The organism is Trinickia sp. EG282A (assembly GCF_040965455.1).
GTDB classification, from domain to species: domain Bacteria; phylum Pseudomonadota; class Gammaproteobacteria; order Burkholderiales; family Burkholderiaceae; genus Trinickia; species Trinickia symbiotica.
The window spans coordinates 104,910-123,989 of sequence record NZ_JBFRCC010000008.1; the positions used below are offsets into that span (position 1 = coordinate 104,910).

Genomic DNA, 19,080 nt, shown 5'->3' on the forward strand with positions numbered 1-19,080 from the left:
CGAGATCTGGGGCTGACTTAGCGCTGGCGTGCAACGGACGAAGCTTGTCGCTTCCTCACAGCAGCATTCGCACTTTTCGTACGCACTCGTGCTCGTCGATGAGGTGGTCGGTGCGGGAGGTCCACACCGCGTCGAGCGCAGGCCTGACGAGGTCGAGTTCGGTCGATATCACTTCCTCGCGCCGAAAGCGTTGGCGGTTCGTTGCCTGAGCTTCGACGATTGCTTGATCTTGTCGCAGAACGCGACGCAAAAACGGCCACGCGAAGAGGCTGATGCCCCAGCGCGGCGCCCATCTGTTCTCGACATGCAGCGTTCCGTGAACGCGCGTCAGCGATTCGCCGATCGGGGAGAAGTGAAGGGTGAAATACAACGCGCTGCCGTTGCGGTATCGATATTCCAGTTGCGCGGTGCCCGCGGCGGCCGCATCGAAATAAGCGCGCTCGACTTCGCGAGGCGATTCGAATAGCCGATAGAGCAGACCGCTCTGATCGGCATGGCCGTGATAGTCGACTTGCAGCGAGCCCGCCGAACGGGAGACTGTCGCCTCGGCCGTGCGGCGGTGACGGGGGCTGCGCACCAGACCCCGGTGCACGAAATGGGTATGTTGCGCATCGAGAAAATTTTCGAGCGCATCGATTGCGCGACCCTTCCACGTCGATTGCCAGACGAAACGCTGTGCCTGTGCCGCGGAACGATGCACGAACGCGGGTAGCGCATTCGATTGGGTTTCCTTGGGGCCTTCACCATCGAGCCTCACCCACACCAGGCCGTCGAACTCCATCACACTGGCTGAGCCCACTCTCGCGAGCGGCAAGGGCGTCTGAGGCGCAAGGCCCGGGACGGCTACGCACCTGCCGTCGGCGTCGAAGGTCCAACCGTGATAAGCGCATTGCAAACCGCTTGCGGTGAGGCAACCGGCCGAGAGCGGGACGTGGCGATGCGGGCAGCAATCGTCGAGCGCAAATAGCGTGCCGTTTGTCGTGCGTGCAATGACGAGTGGCCGGTCGAGCAGCGTGACCGCGAGTGGTTTTTCCCGGACTTGCCGCGAGCGGGCGACAACAAACCAACTGCTTTCGAGTGAGGTCGGCCAATGGTTCATGGATCAAAGCTCGAAGCGCTGCATGATTGGTACGCCGATTCGTGTCGTCAGGGCTCTTAGCGCGCCGAGCGCTCGGCGCATGGGTTGCGGAAGATGCTCCGCAAAAACCGCACTGTATTCGATCGCCGGCTTGCCGCCTCGCAGGCGCTTGAACTGCGCGGCGCCCGCGCTGAGATTCAACGTGCCGCTCCGATGCATCGTGGTTTCCAGCACATGAGCCATGAGCAGACGATACAGTCCTGCCGATCGCGGCCAGGCGGTGTCGTATCCGACGATGGGTGCGGTCAAAAGCGGCCCCTGCGCGAAAATGCCGATCACGGCGAGCAAACGGCCGGAACGGTCTCGGAACCCGGTCAGCTCGAGCAGCCCTGCACGATGCCATGCTCTGAGGAACGCAGCTGTATAGCGAGGATTGAGTTTCGAATACTTGTCGATGTAAAGCTGCGCGTAGAGGCTTTCGCTTGCGACGAAGTCGGCGTCGCAAAACGCGCTGCCGTCGACTCGCTCGAGAGGCGTCGAGCGCAGCAGTTTCAGGTCTCGCCGCAAGTTCTGATGATCGGCCGCGCATCGCTCGATGTCATCGAACAAATACACTTGGCGGGAAGGAACGAGCTCGAATCCGGCCGCGACTAGCGCATGCAGCCAGTCGGCATGCTGCACGAAATTGAGCGAGCGGAACCAGATCGCGTGATTTGGCCAGCGCGCTTTCAACGATTCGCGGGCCTGGGAGAAGTCGATGCTGTCGGTCGACGGATAAAGATTCGTGCTGAGAAGCCAGTTGTTGATCGAGACGGCCCGATCGAAGCCGTTTGCGCGCAACCAAAGATCGGCCAACCTGATGACGCTCGAGAGCGGCCACGCCAGCCACTTCGGCAACAGGCGCCGCGCTTCTTCGAGGGCGTAGCGGCTGTAGGTGGTGAGCGGTGAGGAGACCCAGGCATTCTCTTGATCGACATGGTTGACGACGACTGGGAACGGCAGGTCGGCGAGTTGGATCGTCTCGACGTTCGCATCGATATTGACGACGTATTCCTGGGTCGGCGCGCCGGTATGAAGCGCGGCAAAAGCCTCAGCCGACGCAAGGAAACGCCCGCGCGGAGCGTAGCGGCATTCGCTCATGGCTCGGGCAGCGCCTCGCCGTCCCATTCGATGTCTTGCGTTGCAGCTTCACGCATGTTGCAACGCTGCGCGAGCGCAAGCCGCGCATACGATGCGAGGTCGAGCAGCGCACCGCCGATCGGTCGACGATCGCGCGCGATGCCGATGACATCGAGCCCGCTTCGATAGTCATGAACCCAGCGGCGCAGATCGTGCCGCTTCAACGCATCGATCAGTCCTGCCGTCAGCATGACGGCGCTTACCATTCTCGCTGTTGGCGACGAAGGTTCGATGCAGGCATCGAGCGTACCGTCGAGCCCGGCGGGAAGCGGATCATCGAGTGAGAAAAGATGACAGCCGCTCGTCGCACGCGGGTTGCATTCGAGCACGCTTAATTTGCCGTCGACATGCTGGATCCAGTCGAACGACAATTGACCCGTGAAATCGAGTTTTCTCGCGAACGATGCGACGAAGCCACGGATCGCTTCGATGCTGGCCGGTTCGAAATAAAAGCTCGAACTCGTTTGCATCCGCCAAGTGGGGCGATAAAGACTGTGAGCGACGAGCCGCCCTTTGTCCGCGACGCTGTACGAGCAGTACTCGGTGCCGGTCTGATACGTCTGAGCGACCCATCGGCCCAGTGGCGCGAGCTCGGGCGCATCGTCCGGAATTCCATTCCGATAGAGCCGCACGTGAACGCCGAATCGCGAGAACTCCGGCTTCAATACAACGGGTCTCGTCCCGGCCCAGGCACGCGCCTCGCCGATCGATGTCACCGTCGATGACCACGGGACTTCGACGCCGCACCCTTGCGCGAGAGAAAGGAAGCGCCACTTGCTATGGATATCGCGCAACTTGTCGAAATCGTCCGCGAGTACGCGCACCTCTTGCGGCAAGCTTTGTCGAAAGCGCGAGACGAAAAAGACTTCCTCGCAGGTGGGCACGACCAGCTCGATGGCATGGCTGCTGCAGGCGCGCGCAAGATCTGCGGCGAATCGCGCCGGCTCGTGACGGGGCGACGCGACGCGCAGCGTCGTCTTCACGGCCCGGGAAGCACCGCTGATCGAGCAGGAAATGCTGTCCGCGACCGTGACGGTCCAGCCTTGATGCGCGAAGCGACGCGCGTGATCCAGCGCGACCGGTGCTCGCCCTCCGAGTATCAGAACGTTGCGCGTCATGGCGTTCCTATGTCGAATGCGTCTTGTCGAACTGACTCGCCGATGGTCGCGTGACGCAAACGATCCGTCTGCGCTTGGCGGCGTTCGCGCGTGCTTCGAGGGTCGCTCGCCGCCAAGCGGGCGGCGTCATGCCCTGCATGACGATCAATTCGTCGATCGCCTGGCGCACCGATGCGAACGCGGCTTCTTCACCTTCTACCGCCAGATGCAGGGTTACATTGTGCTGCGCGAGAGTGTAATCGACGACGCAATCGGCGTGTCGTGCTATCGCATGCCGAACGGCATCGGGAAAGAGGGGCATCAGGCGCCCCGTGGAGGACGAGGGGAGCCAGAGCACATCATCGACGCGGCCATCGATGGCCGCCAGCGCGCGCGTGACACGCCCGCATCGGCATGGCTCGCTCCGCAATCGCAAGATGTCGTCGAGACGATAGCGGACGATCATCTGCGTTCGCCGCGTGAAGTCCGTGATGATCGGGACGAACCGCGTCCGCGTCTCGTCGAGCCATTCGGGCTCGATATGGACGAACTCTTCGTTCAGATGCAACGATCCGTGCTCGCATGTGTAAGCGAGGAAACCTTCCGTGCACTGGTATAACTGGTGCACCGGCTTGCCATAAGCTGCGCGGATTCGCCGCTCGTCATCGGGCTCGAGAACCTCCGCGACGGAGATGACTTTGCGCGGCTGCAGCGGCAAGCGGCCGTCGAGCGACTCGCTCGCGAGCCAGGCCAGAACGCTGGCCGGCGCGACGAGGACGTCCGGATCGAATTTCGCCAATGCCCCCGCATGAGTATGCGCACCCGATTGCAAATCGAAAAATCGGAAGTCGATGAACCGACTTCTCAGCGTCGTGTAAAGCGCGCTGTTCGCACGCAGGAAAAGCGCGACACGCAAAGGTGCCATTCTTCGCACGAGGCATCCGAGCAGATCGCGGTCCAGCGTCCGCGCGAGCAGGATGCCTGCCCATGTCGCGCGCTCGTCGGCGCTCGCGAGGAAGACGCCGGGGCGTCCTTGGGTGCCGCTCGATAATCCTGCCGTGAGCGACGGATCGAAGCCGGTCGGCGGCGGTTGCCCGGTTTCGGCGGCGCGCGCCGCCGCTAGGGCGTTTTCGAGCTCGATGCCGCGCGCGTTGAATCCGGAGAAGTGTTCGAGCATCGTTTGCTTCTCGACGATGGGCAGCGATGTCAACTCGCTGACGCGCGCCTCTCGATAGAAGGCCGCCTGTGTCAAGGTGGTCGAGACAAACGCATCGAGTCGGCGGCGTTGCCATTGCTCGAGCGAAGCGCGATTGCGGAATCGCAAGCCATATCGCGTGCGGATGAACGCCCGCACCATGCGCACGAACTCAGCGGGCCTCATCGCTCAGTCGCTTCCATGTCGATTCGCAATGCGATGGCACCATCATGAGGCTGTCTTGTCGGGCCAGGACTTGCCGAAGGGCGGCGAACGTCGAGAGATATTCCCGCTTGTCGGCAAAAAGCCGCGACGCGATCCACGTCGGCGCGCGGTCGCGCCTGAGCGCATCGAGCGACCAGCACGCGTCCGCGACGAGAAAAACGGTGCGTGCTTCGGTGGTTTTGAAGAGCAGCCCGAGTTGGCCCGCCGTATGACCGGGCAACGGCACCCCGGTCAGACTCGCGTCACCGAGCAGATCGAAGCCGTATCTGAATGGCCGCATCGAATCGGGCAACGCGACTCGCGGGCAATCGTCGACATAGGTCAACGTCATGTCGAACCGATCGGGAAGCAGCATACGGAGATAGCCGCGACGCAACCCGCCGATGCGCGATGCCCGGCGCATGGCTTCGACTTCGGCTCTCATGACGAAGATCTTTGCCCGCGGATAGTCGCCGATTCCCGCAATATGGTCCGCATGCAGATGTGAGACGAACAGATGCTTGATATCGTCCGGCGCAAAACCGTGAAGCCCGAGCTGCGTTGCCAGCGATTCGCCGGGGTTGAGCGACACCGGCGTGACGAGGCGGTATAGACGCTCCGGAAAGCGTTTGGTCGCGGCAAAGAAGGCATCGCTGTACCCCGTATCGAACAGCATCGGGCCGTGCCGCGGATGAATCAGCAGGCCCGCTAACGCGGGAAACGGAACGGCGGCGAATCGACCGCCTCGTTGAGCGATGCACTCGGGATGCGAGCAATGTCCGACCTTGAGAAGGCGAAAACCGATCTCCGTGCTCATCGATCGTCCTTTTGGCGCGCGGCAGCGGCGAACCACGCGGCCGTGCGCGCAATGCCGACGTCGAGCGGGACGCGCGGCACGTAGCCGAGCAATATGCGCGCACGCGTCAGATCGAGCGTTTGCGAAAACGCCAGCAGTCCCGCCGAATAACGCGTGATCGGGGGCTCCCAGTCCGGCCGGAGCCGCGCTGCCCGTTCGAGAAGCGCGGCTATCGCATCGAGGAGCGGATAGGGAACGCGGCGCACGCGGAGCTCCAGTCCGAAGGCTCGCCCGAGCTTCGCGAACATGTCGTGCACTGTCATCGGTTCGCCGTTGCTGATGTTCGCGACGGCGCGTTCGATATCGGCTCCGAGCGCCAGCATGACGGCATCGACGACGTTGTCGACATAGGTCAGATCGATCAATGCGTTGCCGCCTCTCATCAGCGGCAATCGCGATACCTTGGCGACACGGAAGATGCGCGGAAGCAGCGTGGCATCCCAAGGACCGAAGATCGCTCGCGGGCGCAGCACGATAACGGAATCGATCTGCGCGCGCGCGACGAGGTCTTCCGCGATTCCCTTGGTTCTCGCATACTCGTTGACAGGCGGCGGCAGCGGCTCCTCCTCCCGAATGCCCAGGCGATCACGAAAATCGAAGTAGAGGCTCGGCGTGGAGATTTGAACGAGACGGGGGATGCGCCGGGCTTCGCATGCGCCGACAACCTCGCTCGTAGACGCAACATTGGCGCGCTCGAACGCTTCGCGCCGGCCCCAAGGCGACGACAGCGCGGCACAGTGGATGACCGCATCCGCATCGGCTGCCGATTCGGCCAGCAATGTCGCGCTTTTCGTGTCGCCATGCTCGAGCATGACGAAACGAGTTTCGAGGTCGTGCCGCTCGGTGCCGGCCAGGACATCGGCCGCGTGCTTCGGATTTCGCCCGGTGAAGACGACGCTATGGCCCGAAGCGTTCAGTCGCCACACGATATGGCGTCCGAGGAAGCCGGTTCCACCGGTTACGAGCACGCGCATCTTCAATACACCATGACCATGCCGCCTATCGTCACGCCGGCGCCTGAGCCGAGGAGCATGAACGTCTCTCCGCGCTGCAGCCGGTTGTCGGCGATTGCATGATGTAAGGCGGAGGGCAGGGAGGCCCCGACTTGATTGCCGAAATCGGCGAGGATATCGACGATTCGCGCTGCATCGATGCGCAACCGCTTGGCGAGATGATCGAGCGCGAGGCGGCTCGCCTGATGCGGGATGACGAGACGAACCTGATCCAGCTTGACCATGGCGCCGTCGAGCAGGTCCGACATCAGCCGTGGGAGTTCGCGAGAGACTATCCGAAATAGGCGCGGCCCGTCCATATGGAACAGCGTGAGAGGCATGAAGTCGACGTCTGAGCGTGCGGGATGGTAGCGTGAGCCGCCTGCTTTGATATGGCAATGACTCGCGCTTTCGGCGTGCGTTTCGATGTGCGACGCGAGGATGCATGATGCCTCGTCGGGCCTGCTTTTGCGGACGATGGCGGCTGCCGCGCCGTCGCCGAAGATGGCGGATTCGCCGAGCGTCGACCAATCGAGCGAGAATGTCGCGATATCCGCCGATACGATCATCACGTTGCGATAGCGGTCACAGCCGACGAGATAGCTGATCGTATCGAGCGCAACCAGAAACGACAGGCAGCTGGCGCCGATATCGAATGCGGCGATATGCCGTGCGCGATTGCCGAGTTCGTTGAGAATCATTGCGGCGTTATAAGGCAACGCTTGATCCATTGTCGCCGATGCCGCAACGAGGCAATCGATGTCGCGCCATTCGAGACCGGCGCGAGCCAGTGCGTCAGCGCAGGCTTTGGCCGCGAGCGAGGCGGCGCTTTCGTGTTTGGCGTACCGGCGCGCGTGCACGCCGTAGCGCTCGAAGACCGTGCCGATCGGCAACCCGAAACGCCGATCGATCGCTTCGCTCGTCAGCACATTTTCGGGAACAGCGACGCCCGTGCCGCAAATGCGAATGTGACGTCGTGAGTGTTTCAAATGGTCTCCTCTCCATCGATGCCATTTCCGATGCCGCGACCGTGTTGACTCCCATCGGAGATACGCCTGTCAGGCCGCCGGTCGCCTTGCGTCCGTGCCGGTCATGAGCGCACATTCTAGCGTGTCCGCCCAAGCTGGCACGCGGTCTGCTGACCTTGAGGATTGCACCTGTCATCCCGGAGAAAGATCATGTCCGCCAGCACGGAACCGAGCGTCTATAAAGTCACCGAAATCATCGGCACGAGCCCGACGTCCTGGGAGGATGCGGCGAAAAACGCCGTCGAAACCGCCGCCAACTCGCTGCGCGACCTGAGAGTCGCCGAAGTTTGTAAGCTCGATATGAAGGTCGATAACGGCAAGGTGGTCGAATATCGCGCCAGAGTATCCCTGTCGTTCAAGTACGAGATCTGAGAAGTTCGTTCAAGCGGCGGCGTTCAGCCCGGCGACGTTGCGTCGCCGAGCCCATGGCTCGATGCACGCGCGCCGTCGCAAGCGGCGCGCGTGCCCGGGTCATAAGGTGCTGTCGAAGTCCCGCAACTGTCGCTCGGCCTCGTCCCGGGCAATCCCATAGCGCTCCTGGATTCTACCGACGAGATACTCGCGGTCGCCGTCGGCCACTGCGAGGTCGTCATCGGTTAGCTTCCCCCACTGCGCCTTTAGCTTGCCGGACAGCTGTTTCCACTGGCCCTTGATCTTGTCTTCGTTCATCGTCTGCTCCCTGGGTCGACATGAGGACAACATCACACAGCAACTCCCGTGCCGCCGATTATCGCTAATCACCTCCGGAGGCGATGACCGACTGTGCCGAGATATGGTGTTCGCGCGTGACGAGCACCGCCACGGCGAGCGCTGCGGCATAGGCGATCGACACCAGAAAGTACGTGTATTGCAGGCCGACGGCTTGGCTTAGCCAACCGCCGAGCGCGATGCCCGTGATCGACGAAAACTGCGTTGTGCTCTGCGCGACCCCGATCAGATGTCCCTGGCCGCGGCTTCCCGAAGCATGCGAAATCAGCGACATCAAGACGGGTGTCGTTGCCGCGAGAAGCACTCCCCATACGAAATAAATGGTGGAGAAAACGCGAATGTCCCGCGTTGTTCCGGCGGCGATGGTCACGATGGCGCATGCGGCGGCGATGTAGACGATTTTCCGCAAGGCATCCCGAAGCGTCTTGTCTTCGAAGTACCGCGCCCAGAGCGATGCCGATACGGCAAAACCGAAAGACATGAGCGCGTAACAGAGCCCGGTGACCCAATTGCCGGCATGGAATACCGAATGGACATAGAGTGAAAAAGGGGACTGCGTCATCGTGCGGCTGGCCAGCAACATGCCCATGATGGCGAGCAGTCCGCCGATCGGTCCCGCTCGCCAGAGTCGGATCGGCCGATGCGAGGGCGGCGGCGCGCCTCTCGTCTCGCTCGAGGACGCGGTCTGCGGTGCTCGTACGTCGGGAACGGCCAGCACGACAGCGAGCGCGCAGGCGGCGCAAAGCAGAGCCGCGACGATGTTGATCCAGAAGAACGTTGCATGATCGAGGATGACACCACCGCAGATGGCGCCGACGATCGATCCGACGTTCGTCGACACTTGCAGATAGGCGAAGAGCCGCGCGCGGCGCGAGGGATCGACTACCGTAACGCCATAGGCTTGCGCGGGTGCCGTGTAGCCGGCGCATGCGCCCTGAATCACACGCAAGGCGAGAATGGCCCACACGTTCTCCGCATAGGCGAGCGCCGCCTGCGTCAGCGCAAGCGCAAGCAGCGCGCGGCACATCATGAGCTTATGGCCGGTTCGGTCGCCGATGCGGCCCCAGCGCGCGCCCATCAGCATCATCCCGAGCATCGGGCCGACGTAAACCGCGACCGCCGAGAACCCGAACTCGAAGCTCGAGGTGGCGAGCGCTTTCAAGCGGACCGGCCAGAAAGGGCCGCTCATCTCCATGGCGCTGATGGAGACGAGCTGCACGGCGAAGAGCAGGTGGACGAGCCGCGATGCCTGCGCAGGCAAGACGGTATTGCGTGTCATCGATCGGCTCTCGCGTTTTCGCGATTTCCCGACACGAGAGGATTCGATAACCTGTGCTCGATCCGATAGTCCGAATACTTGAGCAGATGCATCCTGAGCACGGATCGGCTCGGCCACGGCTGATCAAGGAAAGCGGTACGTTCGGTTTTCCAAAGCGTGCTGTCGACATCCGAGGCAAAGAGATCGAACGTTCGCGCCGTCTCCTCGCGGAGAATGTCCCATAGGCGGGGCGATGCGAGACCGTACTCCTGCGTCAGCAGCAGTGCGAGCTCGTGAAGATGGCAGACAAAGCACGCATGGAGCACACATGAGCGCACGGGTTCGATGTCGTCGTCGAAGACGGTCGGCAAAATGCCCGGATGAACGTACGGCTTCAATTCGTACCCGCGTGCATTGAGCAGCGGCGCGAAGGCCCGCCCGTCGCCGAAATCGCGCATTGCAAGCCGCCGGGGCGCGCCATCGCGAGCAAACAAGACGGACGCGTTTTGCTGATGCGCTTCGAGCGCGATGCCGTAGCGGAGGTAGATGCCGATGACGGGATAGGTGACGGTTCTCACGTATGCACGAAAGTATTCCTCGACCTGGTTCGCCGTGGCGCGCTGGCCGTCGCGCTCGATCAGTTCCGACACGAGTGCACGGCGGCTTGCCGGCGAGCGCGTCGACAGTGCGGCGACGGTGACGGGTAGGAGATCGTCGGACCGCTCGAAGGCACCCGCGCTTGCCCGATAGGCGACCGAAAGGTAGCGTCCGGGGCCGTCCTCCTGCTTGACCGCATGTTTATAGTGGAACGCCACCTCCTCGGGAAAGATTTCCAGCGCTCCGGCAAGGCGATGGTCGGTGGCGAGAATGCGCTCGATCACGCTGCTGATGCGCGGGCCCATATGAATCGATTTGGCCTGCAGACTGCGTTGCTCGCTCGTGAGCCACAGTGCAATGGGCAGCTTGATGAATGGCACGGGCCCCGGCAGCCGCGGCATCATCGTGCGAAAAGACATCGTTGGCAGCGTATCGATGTCCGGCCCATCGACGATGAGAAGGCCTTGCTCTATCTCGGCCGCATATTGTTTGCAAACGAAATGCTCGAGATGCCAACTGTGGATCGGCAACGGAAGCCATTCGTGCTCATGCAGCTCACGTTCGTTCAGCCTCGCTTTCCATCGCGCCCAGACTTGCGGAAACTGACTTGCGAACCAGTCGTGATAACTGCCGACGTGCGGCATGCGTTCGATATAGGCCATGTCCGCGCGCAATGCCGCGATACGCACGCGAACGCAGGCGTTGAATTCGGGTGAGAGGGCCGCTACCTGGTGCGCGTCGAGATCCGGTTTGCTTTTCCACGTCGGATAGTAGGGGTGCCCTTCGAGCGAGCCCCATCGATCGAGCAGCACCGCGGCATCGCGCACGGAATAGTGGCTACGCAAATAGTCGATCAGTCCGGTCGCGCCCGCTGCCTCCATTTTGGCCCGGAGATCGGCCTCCCACGTGACGCGATGGACTCGCGCGAGGACATCGTTTTCAATGCTGTTTTCGATGTCGTGCGTGAGTCTTTCCACGCCGTCGTCAGGAGCGGGAAAATCGAACGCCGGCCGCAGTAAGTCGATCAACTGGTCGGGGCTTTCGACGGCAGTGCGTGCGCCGTTCGCACCGATGAGCACGATGTCGCCTCGGTTGACGAACGTATCGCCCGGCGCCGCCCATAGGTCCGAGAAGTCGAGGACGGCGTGGCGATGCCAGAGCGGCAGATAGGCACTTGTTCCCTCGGGAGCAAAGACGAGCGCAGCGCTATCGACGATTCGCTCAGCGAAGATGCATCGCACGATGCGCCGCAGCGCGTTGCGGCGCGACGCGAAGCGAACGGCCTGGTGCCTTTGTAGCGCGGGCGACGCACTGTCATTGCGCTCGTTCGAGGGTAGGTATTCCATGTGTTCCATAGGAGTCCTGATCAAGATGGCCAGGTTCGAGGGAAATATTCGAGCGCGGAGCCGCGCGATTCCCCCATGTAGGAGACATTCCAGCGATACACCTCGTCGATGTGCGGCAACCGGACGTTCAGGCGCCTTCCCATTTCAACGAGCAGCGCGAGGCCGTATGCCACGTCTTCCTGAAAAGCGCGGCTTTCACGGTCGATGAGATAACCGGTGCCGCCGGGTGAGGGGACGAGCGGGGCCAAGATTCCGTCATAGGCGCGATTCGTTCTCAGGACCGACAGCATGGTTCCCCTATCGCCGATCTGATCGCCGTAAGCCTCGACGATCTCCTGCCTGAGCGGCTTCACCGAGGACAGATCAATGCCGAACTCGCGCTCGAGCGCCGTTCGCAATCGCTGATTGTCTTCGTCGCAGCGCTCGATGAAGTAGGCGCCGAGCTCCGGGCAATCATTCCACCAGCGGATCGGTTGCGAGAACGGCCGCCCGTGCCATTGGCCGTAAGGCCCGATGAGCCCGTAGATGACGGAGCCGTGCATGATCGGGTTGCCCGGCGTCAGCGTGATCTCAAGATAGTCGTTGAGCAGTTCGACGCGTGCGTCGTAAAGCCGCTCCAAATGCGAGAGCAAATTTTGTCTCGCTGCCGCGCTTTCCCGCACATGCGTCGCGACATGCAGGGTCGCCTTCGCGCCGCCCATCCGAACGGATACGCCGGAGTCGAGATCGGACGCGATATGCGCCACGTCCTTCATGCCCCAGATGACGACATTCGGCAGCGTGCCGAGCAATCGTTCCGCGAGCCAGTCGTAGCCGCAAAATCCCGGGATCGCGCCCACGAAAACCGGCTTCCCGGTGGGCAGTGATTCAGCGATTCGGTGGAGCAGCGGGGCGCGCACCTGCGCCGGCACCGTGACGATGACGACGTCGGCGTTGTGAAGCGCTTTGGCCGCATCGCAGGTGACCCGGTCGAGTCGCACGGTTTGCTTCGTGCCGTCGCGCATGATCGCGTTCATGCGCTGCCCCGCGCGGAGATAGCGATCGACGACCTCCTGGCGGCCGGTCAGCAATGACACGCGGATGCCGGGGCGCGCTTTGAAGAGCACCGCGGCGAGATGACCCGTACGCCCCCCGCCGCACACGGTGACGTTGAGCGGCGCGGAGCCGTCGCTTTCAGCATCGAGCTCGTTCATGCGAGATGCAGCCGTGGCGTCTCGCGCGGCTTGTCGATCGAGCGGTCGTCGCCGAGCCATTCGTCGAGCTGTTGCCAGACGAGCGGGTCGAGCAGGTTGCGCTCGCGCAACCAGTCTTCGCTGAAGACGGTGTGCAGGTACTTTTCGCCGCCGTCCGCTACGGCGACGAGCACGTTCCCGCCGATGGTGCCGCTATGGATGAACTCGAGCGCCTTGTAAATGACGCCACCGGTCGAGCCGCCCACCAGCAGCCCCGTCTTGCGCGCGACGTAGCGGGCCGTTTCGAAGGCCTGCGCGTCGGAAACCTGCACGCCCATGTCGATGCAGCTGTAGTCGAGCACGAGACCCACCGTATCGCCAGCCGGTGTTCCGGTGCCCGACTGATAGTAGGCGTGCCCGGGCTGGCCGAACACGATCGAGCCGTCCGGCTCGACGGCGATCGTTTTTGTCGCCGCGTTGTGAACTTTCAATCCGTGCGCGATGCCGGTCATCGAGCCGCCCGTGCCGACGCAGCCCACATAGGCGTCGATGCGCCCCGCTTCCGCGATGGCTTCGCGCACGAAATCCGCATAACCGCCCGCATTGGCGGCGTTGTCCGACTGGTTCATGAAGACGGCGCCGGGGATCTTGCCGGCCAGCTCGGCTGCCATTCTCTGGCGCTCGACGACGGCGACCTCGTCCTCGCGATAATCGCCTTCCACATAACGGATCTCGGCGCCGAGCGCACGCATGACGGCGATCTTGTCGGGGGCGGCATGATGATCGACGACAGCGATGAAGCGCATCCCGAACTCGACGGCGGCAATCGCAAGGCCGATGCCGGTATTGCCCGACGAGGACTCGACGATGACGCCGCCGGGCTTGAGCCTGCCCGATTTCAGCGCGGCGAGAACCATGTTGCGCGCCATGCGGTCCTTGATGCTTCCGCCCGGATTGTTCTTTTCGACCTTCAGCAGCAGCCTGGCCTGCCTTCCCGGAACGGAGAGACTGAGAATCGGCGTATTGCCGATCAGATCGGTGACTTTGTTCAAGATCATGCCGATACCTCAAGCGAAACGTCAGGTGAGAATTCCATGCGGCCCGCGGTGTCGAAGCTTGCGGCGACGCGGCACGGCATGGGGTGGCGATGAAACTCGTTTTCGAGCAGGTCCATCTGGTAGCCGGCCGTGTTGGCATAAACGAGCAGGTCTCCGGCTTTGGGCCGCTTCGGAAAATGGACGTAGCGATTCGTGATCACGTCTTCGTCGAGGCAACTGTGCCCGGCGATGTAGGCGGGCACGGTTGCAGGCGACGTGCCGCGGTGCCGCGCGTAATCGTCGGCTTCGTTCGCTTCGTCGGCGGCGATGAGGATCGGGTCGACGAGAAACTCCGAGGCAAACCAGGTTTCACAGGCGCTGAAGCTGCTGCCTTCCGCGAAGACGGCCAGCGTGCCGTTCGCAAGCGACTTGACGCGCGTGATGCGGAACACGGAAAGCGCGGCCTGATCGACCAGGCTGCGTCCGGGCTCGAGCGCGAGGGTCAGATTTTCGCGGTTCAGATATCGAGCGACGGACAAGCCCGGGGCACACGACGATGTGAGCAGGCGGTCGAGCCATTCGGTCGCGCCCAAGTTGCCGCCGTAGGGATAGAACGAGGACGGAACGCGCGAATGTCGATAGTCGGCTTCACGCTGATTCAACAAAAACGCGTTGTAGAGGGCGCTATCGACATATCGAACCGGCATCCCGCCGCCGATGTCGATCAGTCGCGGCGAGAGGCCAAGCGCACGCGCCGCGTCGATGAGCGGCACCAATTCGGTGATTGCCTCGACGCGCGATTCGTATTGATAGCCGGATAGATGAAAATGGAACCCCTCGAACCGAAGCATCTCGGGTACAGCGGCAAGACGGCGCAGGCAGAAGAGCAGGTCGGCCGCCGTCATGCCGAAGCGGCTCGCACGATGAACATGAGGCTGATAGCGCAGCAGGATTCGCGTGGGACGCTCCGCGGCGATTTCGCGCGCGAGCGAGAGCAGATCGTCGAACTCCTCGCGAGAATCGATGGCGATGAGCGCACCGGCACCGATCAGTGCCGCATGAAACACGCGTGTCTTCGCGGGGCCGGTCGCGCAGAGCCGGCTACCGTCAGCGCCACAGCGGAGCGCATCTCTGAGCTCGTAGATGCTCGACACATCCACGCCGATCCCCGATTCCACGGCGGCGCGCACCAACGCATTCGATTTGTTGACCTTGGCGCCATAGAACATCTCGAACGGCAGCGCGTGCTCACGGAGCACGGCGCGCAACGCATCGACGTTCTCGACGAGCACGTTCGGCAAGACGATGTTGAGCGGCGAGCCGAACTGTGCGACGAGCGATCGGATCCGCTCGGGCCATTCGTCGACGAGTCGCGCCACGTAGCGATGAACGAGCGGCGCAAGCGTCTTGCCTTCGATGACGAGACTGCGCGACGAGATGTCCGGAAGCGGCGGTGAAAAGCGGGCGGGATGCATGATCGCCGATGTCGTCAAAAGTCCACGGAGGCGGACATGAAGACCGTTCTCGGCGCGCCGAGCGAAACCGTGCCGAACGATGCAACGCCCGCCCAGTATCGGCGATCGAACGCGTTGAGGACGCCGGCGCGCCATGTGGTCGATTTGCCATAAATCTTCGTCTTGTAGCGCGCGCCGAAGTCGAACGTCGTCCAAGCGGGGACGGACTGCGTATTCGCTTGATCGACGTACTCGCGGCCCGTGAGGTTGACGGCGCTCGTCAGCGTCAGGCCGCTGATCCAGGGGGTGTCCCATTCGGCGCTCGCGTTGGCCATCCAACCTGGAACGCCGACGGGGCGGTTTCCTAGCGTCGCCTGACTGTTCGTTTTGGTGAGCGTGGCATCGATCCAGGTCACGCCGCCGAGAAGCCGCACGCCGTTGACGGGCTCGCCGGAGACGTTCAGCTCGATCCCCTGATTGCGCTGTTCGCTATCCACGGCGAACGTCGTGCCGAACAGCTGCCCGCTCGGCTTCGTGATCCTGAACGCCGCGAGCGTTGCTAGAACGCCGCCGAACTCCGCCTTGACACCGACTTCCTGCTGTTGCGTCTTGTACGGTGCGAACACCTGTCCGGCATTCGACGCTGTGACCGGTGCGATGTCGCCCTTGCTCAGGCCTTCGATGTAATTCGCGTAGAGCGAGACGTTCCGCCAAGGTTTTACGACGATGCCGGCGAGCGGCGTGACGGCACTGTCGTTATACGATGAAGAGCGGGCGCCCGTCGTCGCGTTGAAGTTGTCCGATTGCACATGCTGCTGCCTGACGCCGAGCGTCAATTGGACGCGTTCGTCGAATGCGCTCAATGTGTCCGCGAGCGCAAGGCCCGTCAAGGTGGACGCCGATATTTTCGGCACGCGCGTTGGCGCGGCCACGTTCGGCTCCGCGCTGGCAACCGGCGAATAGATGTTCGAAAGAATGGCGCGGCCCGTGTTGTTCGCGCTCGCGACGCGGTCCTGATAGGCGCTGGCTTGGAACACGACGGCATGCTTGACGGGCCCCGTATCGAAGCGGGCGCGCAAACCCGTATCGGCGGTCGAGCGGTTGACCTGGAACTTGGCGTTGAACGGAGTCGACGACGTGTTGCCGAGTGCATCGAGGATCGTCGGCGTCTGGTCCGAGAAGCGCGCGACATCCGTTTTCGCGCCGCCTGCGTCGGCGAATACCGTCAAGGCATCGTTGACGTCATATTCGGCATGCAGCAGCGTCGACATTTCGTTGGCTTTCCACCAACCCCACGGCTGACTGACGTTGCGACGGCCATCGGGCGCATCCGGCACCGGAAGGCCCGGCGCGACGAGGAACGGCCGCGTGGGCGCATCGACCCACTGATATTGCTCGATCAGGTCGAGCGATGCGCGCAAGCGTTCGCCTTGATAATCGAGCGCCTAGTGGCCGACTTCCGCTCGCGACTTTTGATTGTCGAGAGCCGTCTCGCCTTGTCGATGCAAGCCGTTGAAACGAATGCCGAACTGTCGCTCGCTGCCGAACCGGCGGCTCAGGTCGACTGATTCACCTACTTGGGAGTCCGAAGCATAGTCGAGCGTGACGCGAGTCAAGTCCTTGTTGAGCGGCCGCTTGGGGACGACGTTGACCACGCCCCCGACGCCGCTATTCGGCGACATCCCGTACAAGAGCGCCCCCGGCCCTTTGAGTATTTCGACGCGCTCGAGGTATTCGGTGAAGAGGTGGTAGTTGGGCGAAACGCCATAGACGCCGTCGAAGGCGATCTCGCTGATGTTGCCTTCGTTGATCGGGAAACCGCGGATGTAGAACGAATCGGTCACGCCGCCGATCTGCCCGGTGAAGCGGCTCGATGGGTCTTTACCGACGACTTCCGCAAGCGTGGTGGCGTTCTCGTCTTCCATCGTTTGCGACGTATAGTTCGTCACGCTGAATGGCGTATCGGTGATGCTCTTATTGCCCAGGAGTCCTAAGCGTCCGCCTTGCGCGAGCTGGCCGCCGGGCAAGGCGGGCGGCAATTCCGTCGATGCCTGGGCTCGAACGATAACCGCCGGCAATGCATGCTCGGTCTGCGTCTTCTTCGTTGCGCTCGCCTCCTCGGTGGCTTCAGCAGCGGTTTGCGCATAGCTTTGCGCGACGCCGGCGGCCAAAGCCCCGGCGAACAGAAGGCGAACGGCCGTCGAGAGCCGCGATGGAATCGACGAAGGCGAGCCCGCCGACGAAGATGCTGGCCAACCTATGGCGTTGGCCCTGGCGCTGCGATGCCACTGCATGACGATGGATTTCCTCTTCTTGGTGATCGATGCGGGTGTTTGCGGGTCTGCACGTTTCTCGGTGAAGACGGGTGAACAGTAATCGAAATGGGAATCATTCGCAATAGCATTCGTAAGAAGTTTAGGGCGTTGGCTTGATTTGGAGGAGCGGACGGGTTCGCGGAGGCGGCGCGCTTGGGCGCACGCGGCGGTGCGAAATGCGCTATGCCGATCGCCGATTCGCGACCGGGAAGCGGAAGCGACGGCCAGAAAGGATGGATGGGCGGGCGAGCGGGCCGTTCAACGGGCCGCCCTTGCGGTGACGCTTACGATCCGGCCAAGACGGTCAGGCCGTGTGTGTTGCGCGAAACGCGCGATGGCCTCAGGCGTGGAACGCGAGCCCCTTGTCGATCGTCACGCCGCCGGTCGCGAGCGGCGCGACTTGCTTGCGGCGCTCGCGCGTCGGCGCGGTTCCAAACGCGTCGCGATAGCTCTTGCTGAAATGACAGGCCGACTGAAACCCGCAAGCCATCGTGATATGCATGATCGACATGTCGGTCTGCAGCAGCAGCTCGCGTGCGCGCCGCAACCGTAGCGTCAGGTAGTAGTGGGTCGGCGTCATTCCGAGGTGCTCGCGGAAAAGCCGTTGCAGTTGCCGCTGCGACATATTCGCCAGCCTTGCGAGCTCCTCGCGCGAGAGCGGCTCTTCGATGTTGCTCTCCATCAGCGAGATCACTTCGAAGAGCGACTTGTTCGCCGAGCCGAGCCGAGCCACGAGCGGCATGCGTTGCTGCGCCTTCGGATCGCGCACGTGCTCGACGATGAACTGCTCCGCGATTTGCGTCACGCGCGCCGTGCCCACACGCGGCGCGATCAGATGCAGCATCATGTCGAGCGGGGCCACGCCTCCTGTGCAAGTCACGCGATCGCGATCGATGACGAAAAGCTCCTTCAAGAACCGCGTTCCAGGGAACTCTTCTTTCAGCGCGGACATGTTCTCCCAGTGGATCGCGCAAGCGTAGCCCTCGAGCAGCCCGGCCCGCGCAAGCGCATACGTGCCGGTGCAGAGGCTGCCCAGCACGACGCCCGAGCGCGCGAAGCGGCGCAGTTCGGAAAGATGCGCCGGCGTCGTCGAATGCTGCACGTCGATGCCGCCGCAGACGAACACGACATCGGGAACTTGCTCGAGCGAGCTGACCGGGACCGTCTCGACCGAAAGCCCGTTGCTGGCGGTGACCGGCCCACCGTCGGGGCTGACGACCGACCAGCGATAGAGCGTCTCTCCGCTCAGATAGTTCGCCATCCTGAGCACTTCGATCGCGTTCGAGAACGCGATCATCGTGAAGTTCGGCAGAGCCATAAACGCGAACTTCGCGAGCGACGCGGTACGGTCGGTTGACATGGGGCGTTCCTTCGATCCTCGGTGTTGCCGCCGATGTGGGGATTCGGCTCTTGCATTGTCCGATTCGTGGCAACAAGCATGCCATACGGCTTAACCCTAACCGGCATAAGGGCCGGAGCGCCATGCTGCACTGCCATCGTGCGTGAGGCGCTTCCGCTGGGCGCATAAGCGGCGCCGCCGTGGTGCGTGGCGGCGACTTGTCCA

15 protein-coding genes and 1 pseudogene are annotated in these 19,080 nt (G+C 62.8%); 1 reads left to right on the plus strand and 15 read right to left on the minus strand.

The window, feature by feature from the left end:
* Positions 1-55 precede the first annotated feature (55 nt).
* Genes AB4Y31_RS29100 through AB4Y31_RS29130 form a run of 7 tightly spaced genes read right to left on the minus strand, consistent with a single transcriptional unit; the run spans position 56 to position 7,590 of the window.
* Positions 56-1,099: a Rieske 2Fe-2S domain-containing protein gene (locus AB4Y31_RS29100; protein WP_368677016.1), complete on the minus strand. Its 1,044-nt coding sequence runs from the start codon at positions 1,097-1,099 to the stop codon at positions 56-58.
* Between the two features lie 3 nt (positions 1,100-1,102).
* Positions 1,103-2,218: a GNAT family N-acetyltransferase gene (locus AB4Y31_RS29105; RefSeq protein ID WP_368677017.1), complete on the minus strand. Its 1,116-nt coding sequence runs from the start codon at positions 2,216-2,218 to the stop codon at positions 1,103-1,105.
* Positions 2,215-3,375, minus strand: coding sequence for an ATP-grasp domain-containing protein (locus AB4Y31_RS29110; protein WP_368677018.1), 1,161 nt, complete (start codon positions 3,373-3,375; stop codon positions 2,215-2,217). The genes AB4Y31_RS29105 and AB4Y31_RS29110 overlap by 4 nt, the downstream gene beginning before the upstream one ends.
* Positions 3,376-3,382: 7 nt before the next feature.
* Complete coding sequence (locus AB4Y31_RS29115; RefSeq protein WP_368677019.1) at positions 3,383-4,735, minus strand: F390 synthetase-related protein; 1,353 nt, start codon at positions 4,733-4,735, stop codon at positions 3,383-3,385.
* Positions 4,722-5,570, minus strand: coding sequence for an MBL fold metallo-hydrolase (locus tag AB4Y31_RS29120; protein ID WP_368677020.1), 849 nt, complete (start codon positions 5,568-5,570; stop codon positions 4,722-4,724). The genes AB4Y31_RS29115 and AB4Y31_RS29120 overlap by 14 nt, the downstream gene beginning before the upstream one ends.
* Positions 5,567-6,583 (minus strand): NAD-dependent epimerase/dehydratase family protein, encoded by a 1,017-nt coding sequence (locus tag AB4Y31_RS29125; RefSeq protein ID WP_368677021.1) that lies wholly within the window; start codon positions 6,581-6,583, stop codon positions 5,567-5,569. Before AB4Y31_RS29125 ends, AB4Y31_RS29120 begins: the two co-directional genes overlap by 4 nt.
* 2 nt (positions 6,584-6,585) lie before the next feature.
* Positions 6,586-7,590 (minus strand): 3-oxoacyl-[acyl-carrier-protein] synthase III C-terminal domain-containing protein, encoded by a 1,005-nt coding sequence (locus AB4Y31_RS29130; protein ID WP_368677022.1) that lies wholly within the window; start codon positions 7,588-7,590, stop codon positions 6,586-6,588.
* Positions 7,591-7,779: 189 nt separating this feature from the next.
* Between AB4Y31_RS29130 and AB4Y31_RS29135 the strand changes: the two genes are divergently transcribed.
* A complete protein-coding gene (locus tag AB4Y31_RS29135; protein ID WP_368677023.1) occupies positions 7,780-8,001 on the plus strand; it encodes a dodecin family protein in 222 nt (73 codons plus the stop codon).
* Between the two features lie 99 nt (positions 8,002-8,100).
* Here the strand turns inward: AB4Y31_RS29135 and AB4Y31_RS29140 are convergent, their stop codons facing one another.
* From AB4Y31_RS29140 to AB4Y31_RS29175, 8 genes and pseudogenes are all read right to left on the minus strand, one after another.
* On the minus strand, positions 8,101-8,298 hold the full coding sequence (locus AB4Y31_RS29140) for a CsbD family protein (protein ID WP_018442224.1): 198 nt from the start codon (positions 8,296-8,298) through the stop codon (positions 8,101-8,103).
* Between the two features lie 64 nt (positions 8,299-8,362).
* On the minus strand, positions 8,363-9,616 hold the full coding sequence (locus AB4Y31_RS29145) for an MFS transporter (protein ID WP_368677024.1): 1,254 nt from the start codon (positions 9,614-9,616) through the stop codon (positions 8,363-8,365).
* A complete protein-coding gene (locus AB4Y31_RS29150; protein WP_368677025.1) occupies positions 9,613-11,538 on the minus strand; it encodes an IucA/IucC family siderophore biosynthesis protein in 1,926 nt (641 codons plus the stop codon). The genes AB4Y31_RS29145 and AB4Y31_RS29150 overlap by 4 nt, the downstream gene beginning before the upstream one ends.
* A gap of 20 nt (positions 11,539-11,558) precedes the next feature.
* Positions 11,559-12,731, minus strand: coding sequence for an NAD/NADP octopine/nopaline dehydrogenase family protein (locus AB4Y31_RS29155; protein ID WP_368677026.1), 1,173 nt, complete (start codon positions 12,729-12,731; stop codon positions 11,559-11,561).
* On the minus strand, positions 12,728-13,768 hold the full coding sequence (locus tag AB4Y31_RS29160) for a PLP-dependent cysteine synthase family protein (RefSeq protein ID WP_368677027.1): 1,041 nt from the start codon (positions 13,766-13,768) through the stop codon (positions 12,728-12,730). Before AB4Y31_RS29160 ends, AB4Y31_RS29155 begins: the two co-directional genes overlap by 4 nt.
* Positions 13,765-15,222 (minus strand): Y4yA family PLP-dependent enzyme, encoded by a 1,458-nt coding sequence (locus AB4Y31_RS29165; protein WP_368677028.1) that lies wholly within the window; start codon positions 15,220-15,222, stop codon positions 13,765-13,767. The genes AB4Y31_RS29160 and AB4Y31_RS29165 overlap by 4 nt, the downstream gene beginning before the upstream one ends.
* 14 nt (positions 15,223-15,236) lie before the next feature.
* Positions 15,237-17,495 (minus strand): annotated as a pseudogene (locus tag AB4Y31_RS29170) (TonB-dependent receptor).
* Positions 17,496-17,856: 361 nt separating this feature from the next.
* Positions 17,857-18,876, minus strand: a complete 1,020-nt coding sequence (locus AB4Y31_RS29175; RefSeq protein WP_368677029.1) for a GlxA family transcriptional regulator — start codon at positions 18,874-18,876, stop codon at positions 17,857-17,859.
* Positions 18,877-19,080 lie beyond the last annotated feature (204 nt).